Below are 14,154 nucleotides of genomic sequence, written 5' to 3'. Positions count from 1 at the left end.
TTGCAAAAAAACAGCCTGCTGAGGGATTCTCAACAGGCTGCTTCTCGTTAAAAATCGATGCTACTCTGCTTGCCACAGCAGCCGATAAATCACAGCTGCCGCCTGTGCGCGTGTAGCCTTACCTTGCGGATCAAAGCGGCCGTCCGGCAAGCCGTTGATCAGGCCTGCACTGCGTACGGCTTCCACAGCCTGCAGAGCATCCGCCTGAAGATGCTTCGTATCGGTAAACGAAGCTGAAAGAGCACCTGCATCAGCAGTTAACGGAACCTTCAACAGATTCGCAAGCCGGTAGATCATTACAGCCATTTCCTGGCGGGTGATCTGGTCATTGGCCCCAAAGCTGCCGTCTCCTTTGCCGTTCACGATTCCCAGCTTCTGTGCGCTGGTCACAGCTTCATTGTACCAGGCATCCCTGCTAACATCCCTGAATGTAGAAACTGCCGTCTCATCCAGCAGATCAAACGCATTCATCAGAATCTTAATAAACTCCCCGCGTGTCACATTGGCACCAGGCTTAAAGGTCCCTTCTTCCGTTCCGGAGATAGCCCCTCTCGCTGCAAGAGCTTCAATGCCCTCGGCAGCCCAGCCTGCATTAACCAAATCATTAAATGCAATTTTTGAGCTGTGTACAGTATAGGTTCCATTCTGCTTCATGCTGATTTCCAGCAATCCCGAAGCTGTATTGTATTTGCCTCCGGCAATAGCTTTGGTTGTTCCATCTTCCTGTAAGCTGAAGGCTACTATTTGATGTGCCTTATCCCCCGCTTTTAACGAATATGGCAGTGCCAGGCGGATACCTTGGTCCTGCATCACTTCTGGCGGAACAGCCTTGCCGTCAATACTTAGTGTGATCGTGTTATGTGCGTCTGAGCTGTTTCCGGCTTGAACCAGCAGTGTCAGACTGCTGCCTGCGGATGCCTTCCAGAAGCTCTGCGGAAGGATTACGACAGCTGAACCGGTGTCCACCTTTACTCTAGTAACCGCAGCAGCTTCTGCCAGTGCCTTAACTGGCAGCTCTATAGACACTTGCTTAGCAGCAGCCCCGCCTAAATTCAATAATACAGTCAGCGTACTATCTGTAAGCTCCTTCACGGCAGCTTCGATCTCGCCCGCAGTCACCTTAACAGCAGCCTTGCCATCCGCCGCTGCGGAAGGCTGCAGCCGGATAGTGCCCTTATCCACCGCAGGTGCCGCACTCGGCGACGGTTTAGGACTGGCGGTGTTAGTGCTCGTACCACCAGGGATAGCTACTGCCGGTGTAGCTGTTGGCGCTGGCGTCGGAGATGGTGTTGGTGTTGGAGTCGGCGTAGCTGTCGGCTCAGGCAGCAGCTGCAGTTCGGTAATAGCTGACTTCAGCCTGCCCAAAGCCTCATCTATCTCCGCCTGGACTGCAGTCCCGCTCTCCAGCAGTGTTACGGCATTACTTACAGCTACAGCAAGCAAGCTCCAGCTGGCTTCGGTATACAGCTCCTGCTTCAATGCTTTTACCGCAGTAAGCTGTTCTTCAAGCTGCACGGTGTTGACCGGAGCCTGAACTGCTGTCAGCGCCAGCGTATAAATTGACGTTGTAACCCGATCTGTACCTGTTACTTTTACCTTATAGCCGGTTTTCAGATCCGTTGCCAAGGTACTCAGGTCGCTTTCATAGACCGCAAAGGTAACTCCGGCCCGCACGGTTAATCCCTCTTTCAGCTGATCAAGCGTCGTCGTTTCAGGCACAACAATTTCTTTGGCCACCTGATCCAGTGAGCCTCCTGGAACCGTAATGCCGCTTATAGCTGCGCCGTGATCAGGCACTGGTGTCAGCGCTTCATATGCATTTTTGAGTGCTTTGTATGCCGAGTCAATATCCCCTTCGGTCGAAGCATCATTACCGTATACGGCTTGGGCCGCTGTAAGGGCGGCTACCAGCGCCTCCCACTGCGCTGCAGTCCCGTCGTAATTCTCTTCATTTACCGCCGGATCGGCAGCTGTATCGATTGCAGTCTTGAGACGTGACTTGTCGTATTTAACATAGATCCGGCAGCTTGCCCGCAAATCACTGCTTTCAAGCTTGCCAAAGATAACAAAATCCGTCGCAATTGTCAGCTTGTTCTCCGGGATTTCGTCCCAGACCACATCCACTTGCCCTTTGGTGTTGTCTGCATAAGTTACAGTCACTTTGCCTGGCAGAACCGGCATAACATTGACGGTAGTACTGACAGAGACCGGTTCAATCGCCGTGATGGCTCCATGATCAGCGGGCAATGGCTCCTCTCCGCCTGCTTTTGCGGAAATCGCCCGCCACTCCTTAAGCCCTGTGAACGAGCCGCCCTGCTTATCCATGGTCAGCCGCAGTCTGTCGGTTGTGATTTCATCAAAGGTTACTTCATTAAATGCGTTTTTGGCCATTTTCTTCCCGCTCAGACCGCTCACCGGCTTGAACGCACCAGCCGTACTGTCCCAATATTCGAAGCGGTAGTCGGACGGCACCATTACACCGCCTCCGTCATCGAAGAAGTATAGCGAGCTGCCGGACAGGGTTACCGGACGCTGCCAGGTGTACTGAACCCAATGGCTGTTACCCGGCCCTCCCCAGTTCCCGTACTGGGTTTCAACAGCCTTATCATTAAGGTTATTGGAGTTTCGCGGAATAAAACCGTCATTAACGGCATAGACCGACTCCCAGGCGGAAGTATAGGATGCGCTTGGCACAGCCAGCAGTGCGGCATTTCGATAGCGCAGACTATTAATAGCTGTCCGCAGCCGGCCTGTCATGTCCTGAATTTCCTGCAGGCTGTACTCTGCAGAAGCAAGCAGCGCTTTCGCATCAGTCAGGACCGTTTGCAGCTGCTGCCAGGATTCAGGCGTATAGTCATCCTGATTGCGCACAAGCGGGCCGAGCGGTGTATTTTTGGACGCAAATTGCGAGATCATTGCTGACAGATCTGCTGTCGCCACAAATACCGTGACCGGCACTTCGATTGTAGTCGCCAGTTCCCCGTCACTGACAGTCAGCTCGTATTTGAACTCTCCGGTTGCCTTAAACTTCGCCTTCAGGACGGCCTGATCCAGCACCGGTGCTTCAACTGCGCCTTCACCGGAGATCAGCTTCCACTCATAAGTGAGCTTGCCGCTTGGCATGCCGTCATCCTGAATGACTGGTACAAGGGTCAGCGGCGCATCCTGCTCTACCTTGACCGGTGTCTCCAGAATAACCTTCGGAGCACGGTTGGCCGCAGGCGTTACAGTCAGATTATTGTTGTAAATCTGAATTTCTTTAATACCGGTTGAGTAACCGGAAGCATGAGTGAAGCTTAGCCGGAGGGCTGTTGTTTCCACCGCCTTAAACTCAACATTATTGTAGTTATCGGCAACATAATCCGGATACCGGAACTGTCCCTCTACGGGTCTCCAGGTCGTCCCATCCTTATCCAAGTACTCCACACCGAACGTTTGAGGCGCACTATAGCCGTTAGGACGGCGGTCATTGTAGAAGTAAACCTTTACATTGTCTACCGTCTTACTGCTACCCAGATCAAAGGTTACGGTGTCTGACGGATTCGGGGAGCTGCCGAACAGCGCCGTATTGGAGGTATGCGTGATGGAGGCAATGGTCGAGCCGTCAGCGAGCTTTTTCACATCAGAACCGCTTCTGATATAACTTGCCTCAATCCTGGTGTCTGCTGCAAGCGCGAGGTTATCGCCGTTATGAACGACATCAACGCCCGCTTTATTGAACATGTCTACCGCTTTAGCATTAGCGGCGAGGGTTGTCTCATCAGCTGATGCCAGTGTGACTGCACTGCCTTTTTCAAACAGAATTTTAGTATTCGTGTTATCCCCGACTGCACCCGGAACATCCCCTTCCGGTTTGGTTACTTTGCCGGTAGCTGTATCAAACAGGATATGTGACATCTCATTAGTGGTCAGCACGCGCTCACCGTTAATGAACAGGGAGTAACCAACGGGAATACCTTCGTAGTAAGGCTTGCTGTCACTGTATTTGGCCGGGTCCTGCCAGACAATTGTCAGGTCGGCATCATGGTAGCGCACATTGTCTACTGCAAAGTGATCATAATCCACATTGACCGGCCACAGCTCGATAATATCATCGGTTCGCGGCTGCAGCCCGGCCATGTCCTCCAGCACGGTGTAATTCATCATGCCCAGCGTATCGTGGTGAATCCAGGCACGCACCATTTTGCCGCTCGGGTTCGGAGGGGTTTCCGGGGTCCAAGGGGTGCCGAAGAAATAATCCTCCAGCCAGAAGAATTCATTGGAATCCAGATGGTCTGTATTGCCCGGCTCGACGGTATGCAGCCAAGCGCCCCAGTCAAACAATGTTTTATAAGTGCTGCTGTCAATATTATTAACCGGATAATAGCGCAGGGAGGCGCGGATTGTATTGATATAATTGCCGAAATTGCACCAGGCGAACTGGTCTGTGCCGAAGGCGCTGGTCTCCCCTTTTTTGAACGCTTCCACACGCTTCATGATGCTGTTCTGGTCGGCCGTGAAGAACGGGAAGATCGGATAGTAATCAGGATCGGCATAATCATAGAGCTGGGTCAGATATTTGGGATCATAGCCGCTTTCGCCTGCTTTTGGCACTACACCGAAGTTGAAGACGAACATATTATTGTCACGCCACGGGTTGAATACATCGCTGCTGCCTTCCATTTTTTTGTGTAAAAAGCTGCCCTCTCCGTTCGTATCCGCAATACCGTCGCCGTCAAAATCACTTTCGTCATACCACATCCCCGTCAGCACGGCCTGCTGGATTTTACCGGCAATCTCCTTCATCTGTGCAGCCTTTGCAGTATCTCCGAGCTGCTCGTACATCTGCTGCGCAGCCACTGCGTTGGCATAGGCTGTTGCCGATCCGTCCAGACGGGCATAATTGCCGCTGCCTTTCCAGTGCATGGAGACGGTATCGCCGTCATTGCCGGTAATCGGGCCGTGATTGTAATAGACAAGATTCGGATCATTGCCTTTAAAATGCGCCAGTGTGCCGGTCACATCATTCGCCGAAAAATCAGCAAACTTCTTCAGCACCTTATCGCCGCCGCCGTAGATTTTATAAGCCTCCCAGCCGACCTGCGACGAGTTCTGCATCATATCCCAGGTCCAGATGTTAGGCCGCCCGGGGTTGTTCTTATAGTTGGCGTTCTCGGAATATTCGCCCTGTGCCAGCCAGGTACCATAAGCATAGGACGGATCACGCAGCCACTTCAGATCCTGCATCGCCCAAGGCACGCTGACTGTGATGCCGTTGTTATAGCCAAGCACGCCTTCCATGTTCATCGGAAACTGCCAGTCATTTCCCGGAATGTTGGCCTCGAGCAGATTAAAGCGGTTACACCACCAGCGGTAGTAAAGCACTTTTTTCACATTTTCATCCGGTATGTCGATATAAGGGATGTTCTGGGCCCACCACTCATTGTACTGCGTGACCTGATCGGCAAAAGCCTGGTCATTACTAGCTTCCCTAAACGCGGCATACTGTGTTGTGGAGGCGGGAATCTCTTCGGCCAGCCAGCCCATTACCACCTTCTCATCCACAGAGCCGCCTGCCGGAACAGTAATTTCTTTAACCAGCTCGCTGCCGGCGGCACTCATTCCCTCCCCGCTGAGATGCACATCGACATAAGACATAGCTTCCACATACTGCTCGCCGGCTCGTCCAACCATTAAAGGGGCAGCAACCCGGTTACCGATTAATTCATTGCCTTCCGCTTTGCTGACAAAAGGGGATTTCACCGTCATTTTGACCGTAACCGGCTGGCTGCCCTTATTGGTCAGCTTCAGAAGGGTTACAGCGCTGTTGTACGCGGATATGAATTTACGCTGATTGATCTCCAGTCCGCCGCTGCTGTAGGTCTGATCACCGTGGCTGGGATAATTTTTACGCTTGCTTTTGTCCTCGGATAACCCGCCTGTTGAGAGTGAAATGCTGTACATGGTGTCTTTGTTCAGCGTATCCGCATAATGCACTGTACCGACAAATCCCAGCTTCGAATTATCCTGGGTCTTCATATAGAGCGCACTGCCGCGGCTGTAAAGCGTGTTCGCTCCCCCGTCGTCACCGCCATCGTCCGGAATAACACCTGTATTAACCAGTAAGGAATCCAGCCACGGCAAATCCTTGTTGTCCTGAGCGAACTTGGCAAAATCAAAATCCTCAATCGCCTGCATCATCTGCCCGATCGTCTCCCGGCTGAAATCCACCGGCTGTGCGGTGATCTGGTTGCCTTGCTTCCACTGGGCTTCACCGTAATCCGTTCCTACCCCTTCATGCACAAAATCCGTTGTATAATTCGCCGATGCCGGGACAATTCCCGCGTTCAGGGTAACGGCTGTACATAAAGCTGCTACCCACATTTTGCGTGACCACTTCTTCTTTGCCATAGTTGCTTAGTCTCCTCTCTAACCTTTAATCCCTGTCAACGTAATACCTTCCACAAAATATTTGTTGCCGATCAGGAAAAACACCAGGCAGGGAGCGGTAACGACCAATGCAAGGGCCATGACCTGCTCGTAGTTGGGAATCCGCATACCATTAACAATGTAAAGACCCATAGGCAGCGTATAATCTGCTTCCGTCTTCAGATAAATCATCGTGTAGAAAAACTCGTTCCAGCAGTTGATGAAGCTAAACAGTGCGACCACGATCATCGCCGGACGGATCAGCGGGAGCATAATTCTGGAGTAGATGCGGAAATGGCCGGCACCGTCGATTTTGGCTGCTTCACTTAATTCCACAGGAATTGTCATGAAAAATTGCCGCAGCAGGAATACAAAGTAGGCATTACCGCCGGCACAGAAAAAGGCCGGTATAATCAGTGCGGGCTTGCCGGCCAGCCCAAGCGAGGTGTAGAGCGAAAACTGCGGCAGCAGCGTAACGGCGCTTGGCAGCATCATGCTGCTGATGACCAGCACGAACCACATCCCGCGCAGCGGAAATCTCAGCTTGGCAAAGGCGTAACCGGCAAAGCTGGTTGTCAGCACAGTACCGATGACATAAGGGACAACAATGGATACCGAGTTCCAGAGCTGACGCAGGAATTGAATCCGCTCAAGGCCCAGCCGGAAGTTATCGATTCCGGGCTCCTTGGGGAAGAACACAGGCGGACGGGCCAGAATCTCTGTATGGCTGACAAAAGCGCCGCGCAGCAGCCAATAGAGCGGAAATGCAAAGACTATGCCAAGCAGGCAGGAGAGCGCTATTAAAGCCAGGTGGATGGCTTTGCTCTTGCTTTTGGCCCGCTTGATGCTGGAATATTTCAAGGCTGTAGCCGTTGTCATGGTCTCACCTTCCTCCTTTTGCCCATGGAATCGTCACGCTTCAATGCACCCTGGAAGTAGAACAGTACAATGGTAATCACCAGCGTAATCAGGAAGACGATCCAGGCTTCGGCTGAAGCCAGCCCGCGCATGCCGACCTGCACAAAGGAATGGTCATAGATCATGACGTTAATGAAATAGGTCATCCGGTCAGGTGCTCCGTTTCTGGACAGCACCACACTCTGGGTATAGATCTGAATGGAGGTCATCATGCACATGATCAGCTGGAAGAACAGCACCGGCTTGATCGTCGGATAAGTAACCTTCAGGAACTTGTGCCAGGCATTCCCCCCGTCCATCTCGATTGCCTCCAGCAGCTCGCCGGGAACATCCTGCAGGGTGGCGATGAAGACCACGATGGTCCCGCCGCAGGTCCACAGGCTCATAATGAACAAGGTACTAAAAATCTGTACCGGGTCTGTAAGAAACTCTATGGGTGCTATACCCAGCTGCAGCAGAATCCAGTTGACAAGTCCGCCTTTGGCCTGATTTTGCAGCAGCATCTGCCAGACAATGGTTGTCGCCAGCATCGGCACCACGGATGGCAGAAAGAAAACCGCCCGCAGCATATTCCTGCCAATGAACCTGCGGTTCAGCAGCAGCGCAACGATCAGGCAAAATACAATAACGAGCACCACATTCACAAAAGCGTAAACGAGGGTTACCGTTATGGATTTTTTAAACTCGGAGCTGGGGTTGCTGAAGATATAGATGTAGTTATCCAGTCCGATCCATTCCATGATCTGACTACCGCTCATAATCGTTATTTTATGAAAACTGTAAATGAAGCTGGCCAGCATCGGGTACAAGGTCAATACGAGGAAACCGATGATGGCAGGCGCAGCGAACAAATAACCGGCAACGGCTTCCTTGACGGCACCTTTGGCCTGCTTCGGGACAGGGACGGGTGCCGGACTGGTTTTGCTTTCTGGGTTCATCTGTACAGCCCTCTTTTCAAATAAAGAGAATAATAAGTGCTAGGAGACTTTGCCGCTTTCCCACAGAGACTTGATGACAGGCATGATGGAATCGTAGATTTCCTTTACGCTTTTGCTGCCGGACAGGGCCTGGTCGATTGACTTCTCGTATTCCGTGTTCATCTTGAGATAGGCAGGAACGTAATAAGCAGGCCATTGTACGATAGAATCCTTGGTGGTGCTGTAGCTGAGAATAGTTTCTTTGGCGCTTACCGGAAGCTCAGAGCTCCATTTATCAACCAGTGCAGCATCGGTATACCAGTCTGCCTGATTCGGCAGCCATGCCCCGCTTTGCAGCAGCTCCAGGCTGTTCTCCGGATTAACCATATAAGCGTAGAACTTTTTGGCTTCTTCTATGTTCTTGGAGGTGTTGTATACGACAAGCGGAGCGCCGGCATTCATTGTTACCGCTTTCTTCATTTTCGGCAGTACGCCGACACCGATGTCTTCGTTCCCCTTGATATTGGCCAGGTCCCAGGAGCCGCTGACTGCCATAGCATATCCGCCGCTGAGTGCATCAACCGCCGAACCAATTCCTGTACTCCAGGTGTAAGTGAACGGGGAGGCTACCTTATCCTTATTGACGAGGTCAGCCAGCTTCTGAATGCCTTCTGCACTTTCCGCGGAATCCCACTGAAATTCCTTCCCGTCCGGGGATACGATACCGCCGCCGTTCGCATTTGCCGCCCAGAAATGATGAAATTCTCGCCCGGCGGTGAAGCCCAGCCCGTAATTCTCGGTCAGGTCTGCATTAAACCCTTCCTCAGCAGCTGTTTTGCCTTTGGAATCCTTGGTCAGCTTTTTGGCATTCGCTACAAAAGTATCCCAATCCCACGCCTCCTCCACCTTTGTTGGCGGATAGGCAACTCCTGCTTCATCAAACTTGGACTTGCTGTAAAAAAGCAGCTCCAGCTGATTAGACAGGCCCACACCGATTACCTTTTGCTCAGGAGAATGAATGGTTATGGCAGACAGCTTCTCAGGAATGCTTCCGTCCGTCAAAAGATCTGAAATATCGGCCAGAATGCCCATTTCATTATATTTCTGGATATCCCCTTCCCCCATGTAGCTGATGTCAGGCAGCTCGCCGGATTGCAGCCGGGTCTGGATAAAGGTGTCAAAGGTACCGTCCGCCGGCAGCACCTGCGCGTTAATCTTGATTCCGGTATCGGCTGTATATTTCTCTGTCGCCGCTTCAACCAGCTTTTTCTGTACATCATCCCCCCAATACAGCAGCTCCAGTGTGATGTCCTTTGCGGCGGTCTCGTTGTTATCTCCGGTGTTTGCCGGTGCTTTGGTGCCCTCCGCCGCCTTGTTTGTACCGCCCTGCTGGTTGTCCGAATTGCCTGTGCAGCCTGTCAGCGCTGTAAGTGCCATTGTCACTGCCATGGACAGCATCAGCGTACGCTTGCCAACCTTCATCTTCTATTCCTCCTTTGGATAGAGCTATATAATTTAAGATAAACGAGTTTAATCGTTTAACTTAAAAACTGGATTTATGCAGCAGAGCGTCATAAGCGTGCGCTGCTGCAGTTAGGCAAGCCAAACTCTTCTGCTAAACAGTGAATTGCCCCTGTATAAGCCGGATACTCGGCTGCAGCGTGCCTTCAGGCGCACGGAATTCCAGGTTATCCTCCAGCATCATGTATCTGGAAGGATAGGCCGCATAGCTGGTAATCATAAGATCTTCCTGCTCCCCGGTAATGAACCCATTGATGCATTTCAGCCGGCCGCTGCTGTCCCGGTACAGGTATGCCGTGGTTCCAAAGCCAAGCAGATAGGCTGCCAGCTCTTCTCCCATATCCCAGTCATCGCCTGACACATCTGCGAACAGGGCAGCAAACAGCGGATCACTGGCACCTACAAACACCGACTGTCCGAAACGGTTCCGCGACAGCTCCGGCATATTCAGGTTCGGAGCAGCAACGCTATAGGTTGAGGCGGCTTCGCCGGGTGCCAGGCGGCGCGGAGTTGACCGCACGTTCCAGTCGTAGCAGTTGAACACAGCCATTGTAGCGCGGTAAGCTGCCTCAAGGTAGGCTGGATCTCCCAAATGCTCATAAGTCACCAGCGCAGATGAAGCTACCAGCCCGCCCCACAAGGAATGAATCATAGGAGACAGGGCTTCCCACCAGCGGTCGGGATTCTGCAGCCGGTAATCGTTGCTGAAGCCGATATTGGCAAGAATCAGCTGGCCGTAGCGCGCAGCTTCCGCCGTATTCCCCAGCCGGCATAAAGCCTGGCAGGTCGGGCCAAAACCTGCATTATCATAAAAATGCTCTGTAACCGCCCCGCTGTAATGCCGTACGCCTATGTTCATGGTACGGCCGAAGGACTCCCACAGACGCTGCAGCCGGGAATGCCAGGCTGTCAGGCCAGCTGCCTGCAGAGCGGAGATCAGTTCCTCAATATAGAGGATAAACACACCGTTTAACCGGGATTCATCCTTCTCACGGCTGCCGGGATGAGCTTCCGGATCGAGCCGCATGCACATCACCTCAGCCGCCCACTGCAGATAGGTCTGAGCTGAATGCAGCTCTAGTAGCTCATCGTCCATCTGGGACAGCAAATAGAATACATGTGCGATATAGTCAAAGTCATAGATCCTGTAAAAGTCTCCATACAACGCCCGCGGCCGAGAGAAATCACCCTCCTCGAACCAATGGAAGCGCATGTCCAGAGCGGCAGCTTTTTCAGCAATGGCTACTTGTCCGGGCACCGGGTCCGTCATCATGTTATTCATCAGCAGAAAGGCAAGCTTTCCCAGGGATTCGCCCTGATTGGACAGCGGCCGGAAGGCGTGGGGACGTTCTGCCGCGTCTGCGCCTGCATAGCTGTTCACGCACAGCCACTCCGCCCGTTTCCCCAGCAGCTTGCTTACCGGCTCCAGTACGTTCCATACCAGAATATCGCTGCGGCCGTCTTCAAGCACCAGCTCCAGCTTATGCTCACCCGGAACATAGCGTCTGAAGGCTACCTTATAACGGGTTCCATTACTATCGGCGGCTATCAGCTGCAGCTCTGCTGAGACATCTTCCAGCAAAATATCTTCTGAATGCCCGGGCGCACTGTAAAGGCGGAGCTCCTTAGCAGCAAGGCCATCCGGTATATGTAGTGACGCCTGAAACGCTCCTCCGGCAGGCAGCACGGGCGTGTAGCTCCAGTGCGGATGTCCAAGTCCTTCACCCTGGCGGTAGAAATCCTCCATGTCATTAAACGGCTGGAAGGTATACTTCCATTCCTTCAGCTCTCCCGGAGCGAGACATAGCTGCTTGTATTCATCACCGTAGATCCAGTCTGCTGCCGCTGAACCACTCATGGATGTCCCGTCTTCAACAAGGGACAGCCGGTGGTAGAGCAATCCGTCAAGAGACGGTGAAACCTGCTCAAGAAAGCGGTTACTATAACGGCAGTAAGAACCAGCTGCCACAGTTCTTCCGTCCATACCGTAGATTCCCAGATGCGGACCTTCATTGCTGCGCCTAACTGCGGCGAACTTGGCGAAATCTCCGCCCAAATGCGGATAGACTGCGCACGATTCACGCATGTTACGCAGAACATTATCATCCCGGAACATGACATAAGCCAATGAGAACCAGAGATGGAGCCCTTCAATTTGCGTTGTCGCGGCGGAGGTATTCCTTAGCTGGACCGCCCAGTGCAGCTGTTCATCTTCCAGAGTATATACCATGCTAAGCTTAATGCTTCCAGTATTACATTCTACAACAGCCTGCCCGGAACCTTCTTGACTTACGCTTGGGGTATAGCTGCTGCTGTGCAGCGTCTTCCCGCCCAGCTTCAGCTCCCACTCACCGAACAGCTTATCTTCGTCCTCCTCGTATCCCGCCTGCTGCAGATACTGCGGGTTAATGACCCAGTTCATACCATACGGGTCATCCTGCAGGACAAGAGACTCCACTGCTCCCCGTCTGTTTAGAGATATTTTATATTTTTCATTGCCCAGTACAGCAGTCACGCCATCACCTCTTTCATATCCTGATACCAATTTAAACGTTTAAATTGAGTAGCAAAAGAAATGATGTGAAACCACATCTGTATTCAAAAGATAAGAAATTGCGGAATTCGCATATCACTCATCCTTCGCGCAGAACCGGATACCGTCCTCTTCAGGACGGCGCTGCCGTTTCTAGCTGTGTTTCACATCACTGTGCAGGTCTTTCACGGAGCCGCGCTCAATCAGCTGGCATTCAGGCATCTTCAGCTGCTGAACCGGATCTCCCTTGATCATCTGGTACAGCGATTCCATTGCCTGAAAGCCCATCTCATGCAGCGGCAGTCCCATCGTAGTAATACTCGGCTGGAGATAATCGCTGAATTCGCGGTTGTCGAAGCCGATGACCGAGAGCTCTCCGGGTATACTGACGCCGCGTTCGCCCGCCATCTGCAGTACACCGACGACCATAACATCATTCATCGACAGGATCGCCGTCGGCGGCTCAGGCAGCTCAAGCAGCTCACCGGTCAGCCGGTAGCCTGATTCGCGCTCCCAGTCCCCCATTTTGATTAGCATGGGATCAAACGGCAGTTCAAATTCAGTGACAGCCCGGTAATATCCCTTCAGCCGGTGTCTGGACGGAATAGAGTCCATGAGACCGCTGATTATCGCGATGCGTCTGTGTCCCTTGCTGACCAGATAAGCCATCGCTTCATAGGAAGCCTGTTCATCATTAAACTGGATGGATAAGTTGTCTTGCGTATAGCCGTAGGTATACACAATGGGCTTGCCTTCAACATCAATCAGTCCGGTCAAATCGCGGGTGTGTACCCCGATGTAAATGATTCCGTCCACTTGTTTGCGGAGCAGCTCGGAGACGGCATTCTCGGCATACTTGCGGTAAACCTCCGTATCGCCGAAATTACGGCCAATCCGTTTATCCAGCCGGAGATTGACGAGCAGAATTTGCAGATCGTGCCGGTCTCCGTAATCATTGATACCGTCGATAATCTCCGGGGCATTGAACACCGTGATATCCTCGGCAATGACCCCGATTGTATTCGTCCGGTTGCGTTTCAGGCTCTTGGCAATATCATTGGGCTTATAATTCAGTTCTTCTATGGCCTCCGTTACCCTCCGGTGAGTCTCAGGACGCACATTCCGGGTTCCGTTGAGCACATAGGAGACAGTAGCAATGGAAACATTGGCCTTGAGTGCAATGTCTTTGATGCTGGTTTTCCTCATAGGCTTCTCCTGTCTAAGCATCCGAACCATCGTCCATTAGCAATTTAAACGTTTAGATTTCATATGACTCCTAAAACTTACCATAACATTTGCGTTTCCGCAAGCCTTTTCATTACAGTAATTCCGGCTTTTACAGCATTTTTTCCATAATCAGATCTGTCTGTGCTTCATCGCCCATCTGGAAGATATGCGTTCCGGTCCGGACAAACCCCATTTTCTCATAAAAGCCGATCGCCGGCCCGTTATTCTCCCAAACGCCGAGCCAGACCCGGAATTTATTATGCTGAGCTGCATTAACCAGTGCATGGTTTATCAAGTGCTTGCCCAGCCCTTTTCCATGATACCTGCTGCTGATATAGATCCGCTCAATTTCGAGTGTGTCAGCTCCTGTTTCTTCGGACTGGGCCTCGTTTATATTCAGCTTCAGATAACCAGCCGCCTCGCCGTTTACCAGGACAAAAAAGAATTCCGAACCCGTGCGGGTCAGCTCCTCCTCCAGTTTTCCGTCACTAAAGGCCTTTTCCAGATAGTCCTGCATAACTTCAGGGGAATTCTGATCTTTAAAAGTGTCGTTAAAGGTTTCGATACTAAGGGCTTGAAGTTCCTTTAAATCTGCCAGGCTGCATTGTCTTATCGTTATTTCCATTTCGT

Annotated in this window: 7 protein-coding genes; all 7 read right to left on the bottom strand. The window is 52.0% G+C overall.

The genetic code is table 11. The annotated features are described in order from the left end of the window. Positions 1–60 precede the first annotated feature (60 nt). Positions 61–6,390, bottom strand: coding sequence for an S-layer homology domain-containing protein (locus tag R70723_RS34260; RefSeq protein WP_039873320.1), 6,330 nt, complete (start codon positions 6,388–6,390; stop codon positions 61–63). Between the two features lie 18 nt (positions 6,391–6,408). Continuing rightward, entirely contained in the window at positions 6,409–7,287 is an 879-nt protein-coding gene (locus R70723_RS15800; protein ID WP_047171139.1) for a carbohydrate ABC transporter permease, read from the bottom strand. After that, positions 7,284–8,264, bottom strand: a complete 981-nt coding sequence (locus R70723_RS15795) for a carbohydrate ABC transporter permease (protein ID WP_052421330.1) — start codon at positions 8,262–8,264, stop codon at positions 7,284–7,286. The genes R70723_RS15800 and R70723_RS15795 overlap by 4 nt, the downstream gene beginning before the upstream one ends. A gap of 39 nt (positions 8,265–8,303) precedes the next feature. Beyond that, positions 8,304–9,725, bottom strand: a complete 1,422-nt coding sequence (locus R70723_RS15790; RefSeq protein WP_039873318.1) for an extracellular solute-binding protein — start codon at positions 9,723–9,725, stop codon at positions 8,304–8,306. A 133-nt stretch (positions 9,726–9,858) separates the two neighbouring features. After that, positions 9,859–12,279, bottom strand: a complete 2,421-nt coding sequence (locus R70723_RS15785) for a hypothetical protein (protein ID WP_052421329.1) — start codon at positions 12,277–12,279, stop codon at positions 9,859–9,861. A 171-nt stretch (positions 12,280–12,450) separates the two neighbouring features. Next, complete coding sequence (locus tag R70723_RS15780) at positions 12,451–13,503, bottom strand: LacI family DNA-binding transcriptional regulator (RefSeq protein WP_039873315.1); 1,053 nt, start codon at positions 13,501–13,503, stop codon at positions 12,451–12,453. A 130-nt stretch (positions 13,504–13,633) separates the two neighbouring features. Further along, the gene (locus R70723_RS15775; RefSeq protein ID WP_039873311.1) at positions 13,634–14,149 is read right to left on the bottom strand and encodes a spermidine/spermine N(1)-acetyltransferase; all 516 of its coding nucleotides are present in this window, start codon (positions 14,147–14,149) and stop codon (positions 13,634–13,636) included. Positions 14,150–14,154 lie beyond the last annotated feature (5 nt).

Source organism: Paenibacillus sp. FSL R7-0273 (assembly GCF_000758625.1).
Lineage (GTDB): Bacteria > Bacillota > Bacilli > Paenibacillales > Paenibacillaceae > Paenibacillus_AQ.
The sequence above is the reverse complement of the archived record's forward strand: the minus strand, read 5'-3'. Positions and strand labels throughout refer to the sequence as shown.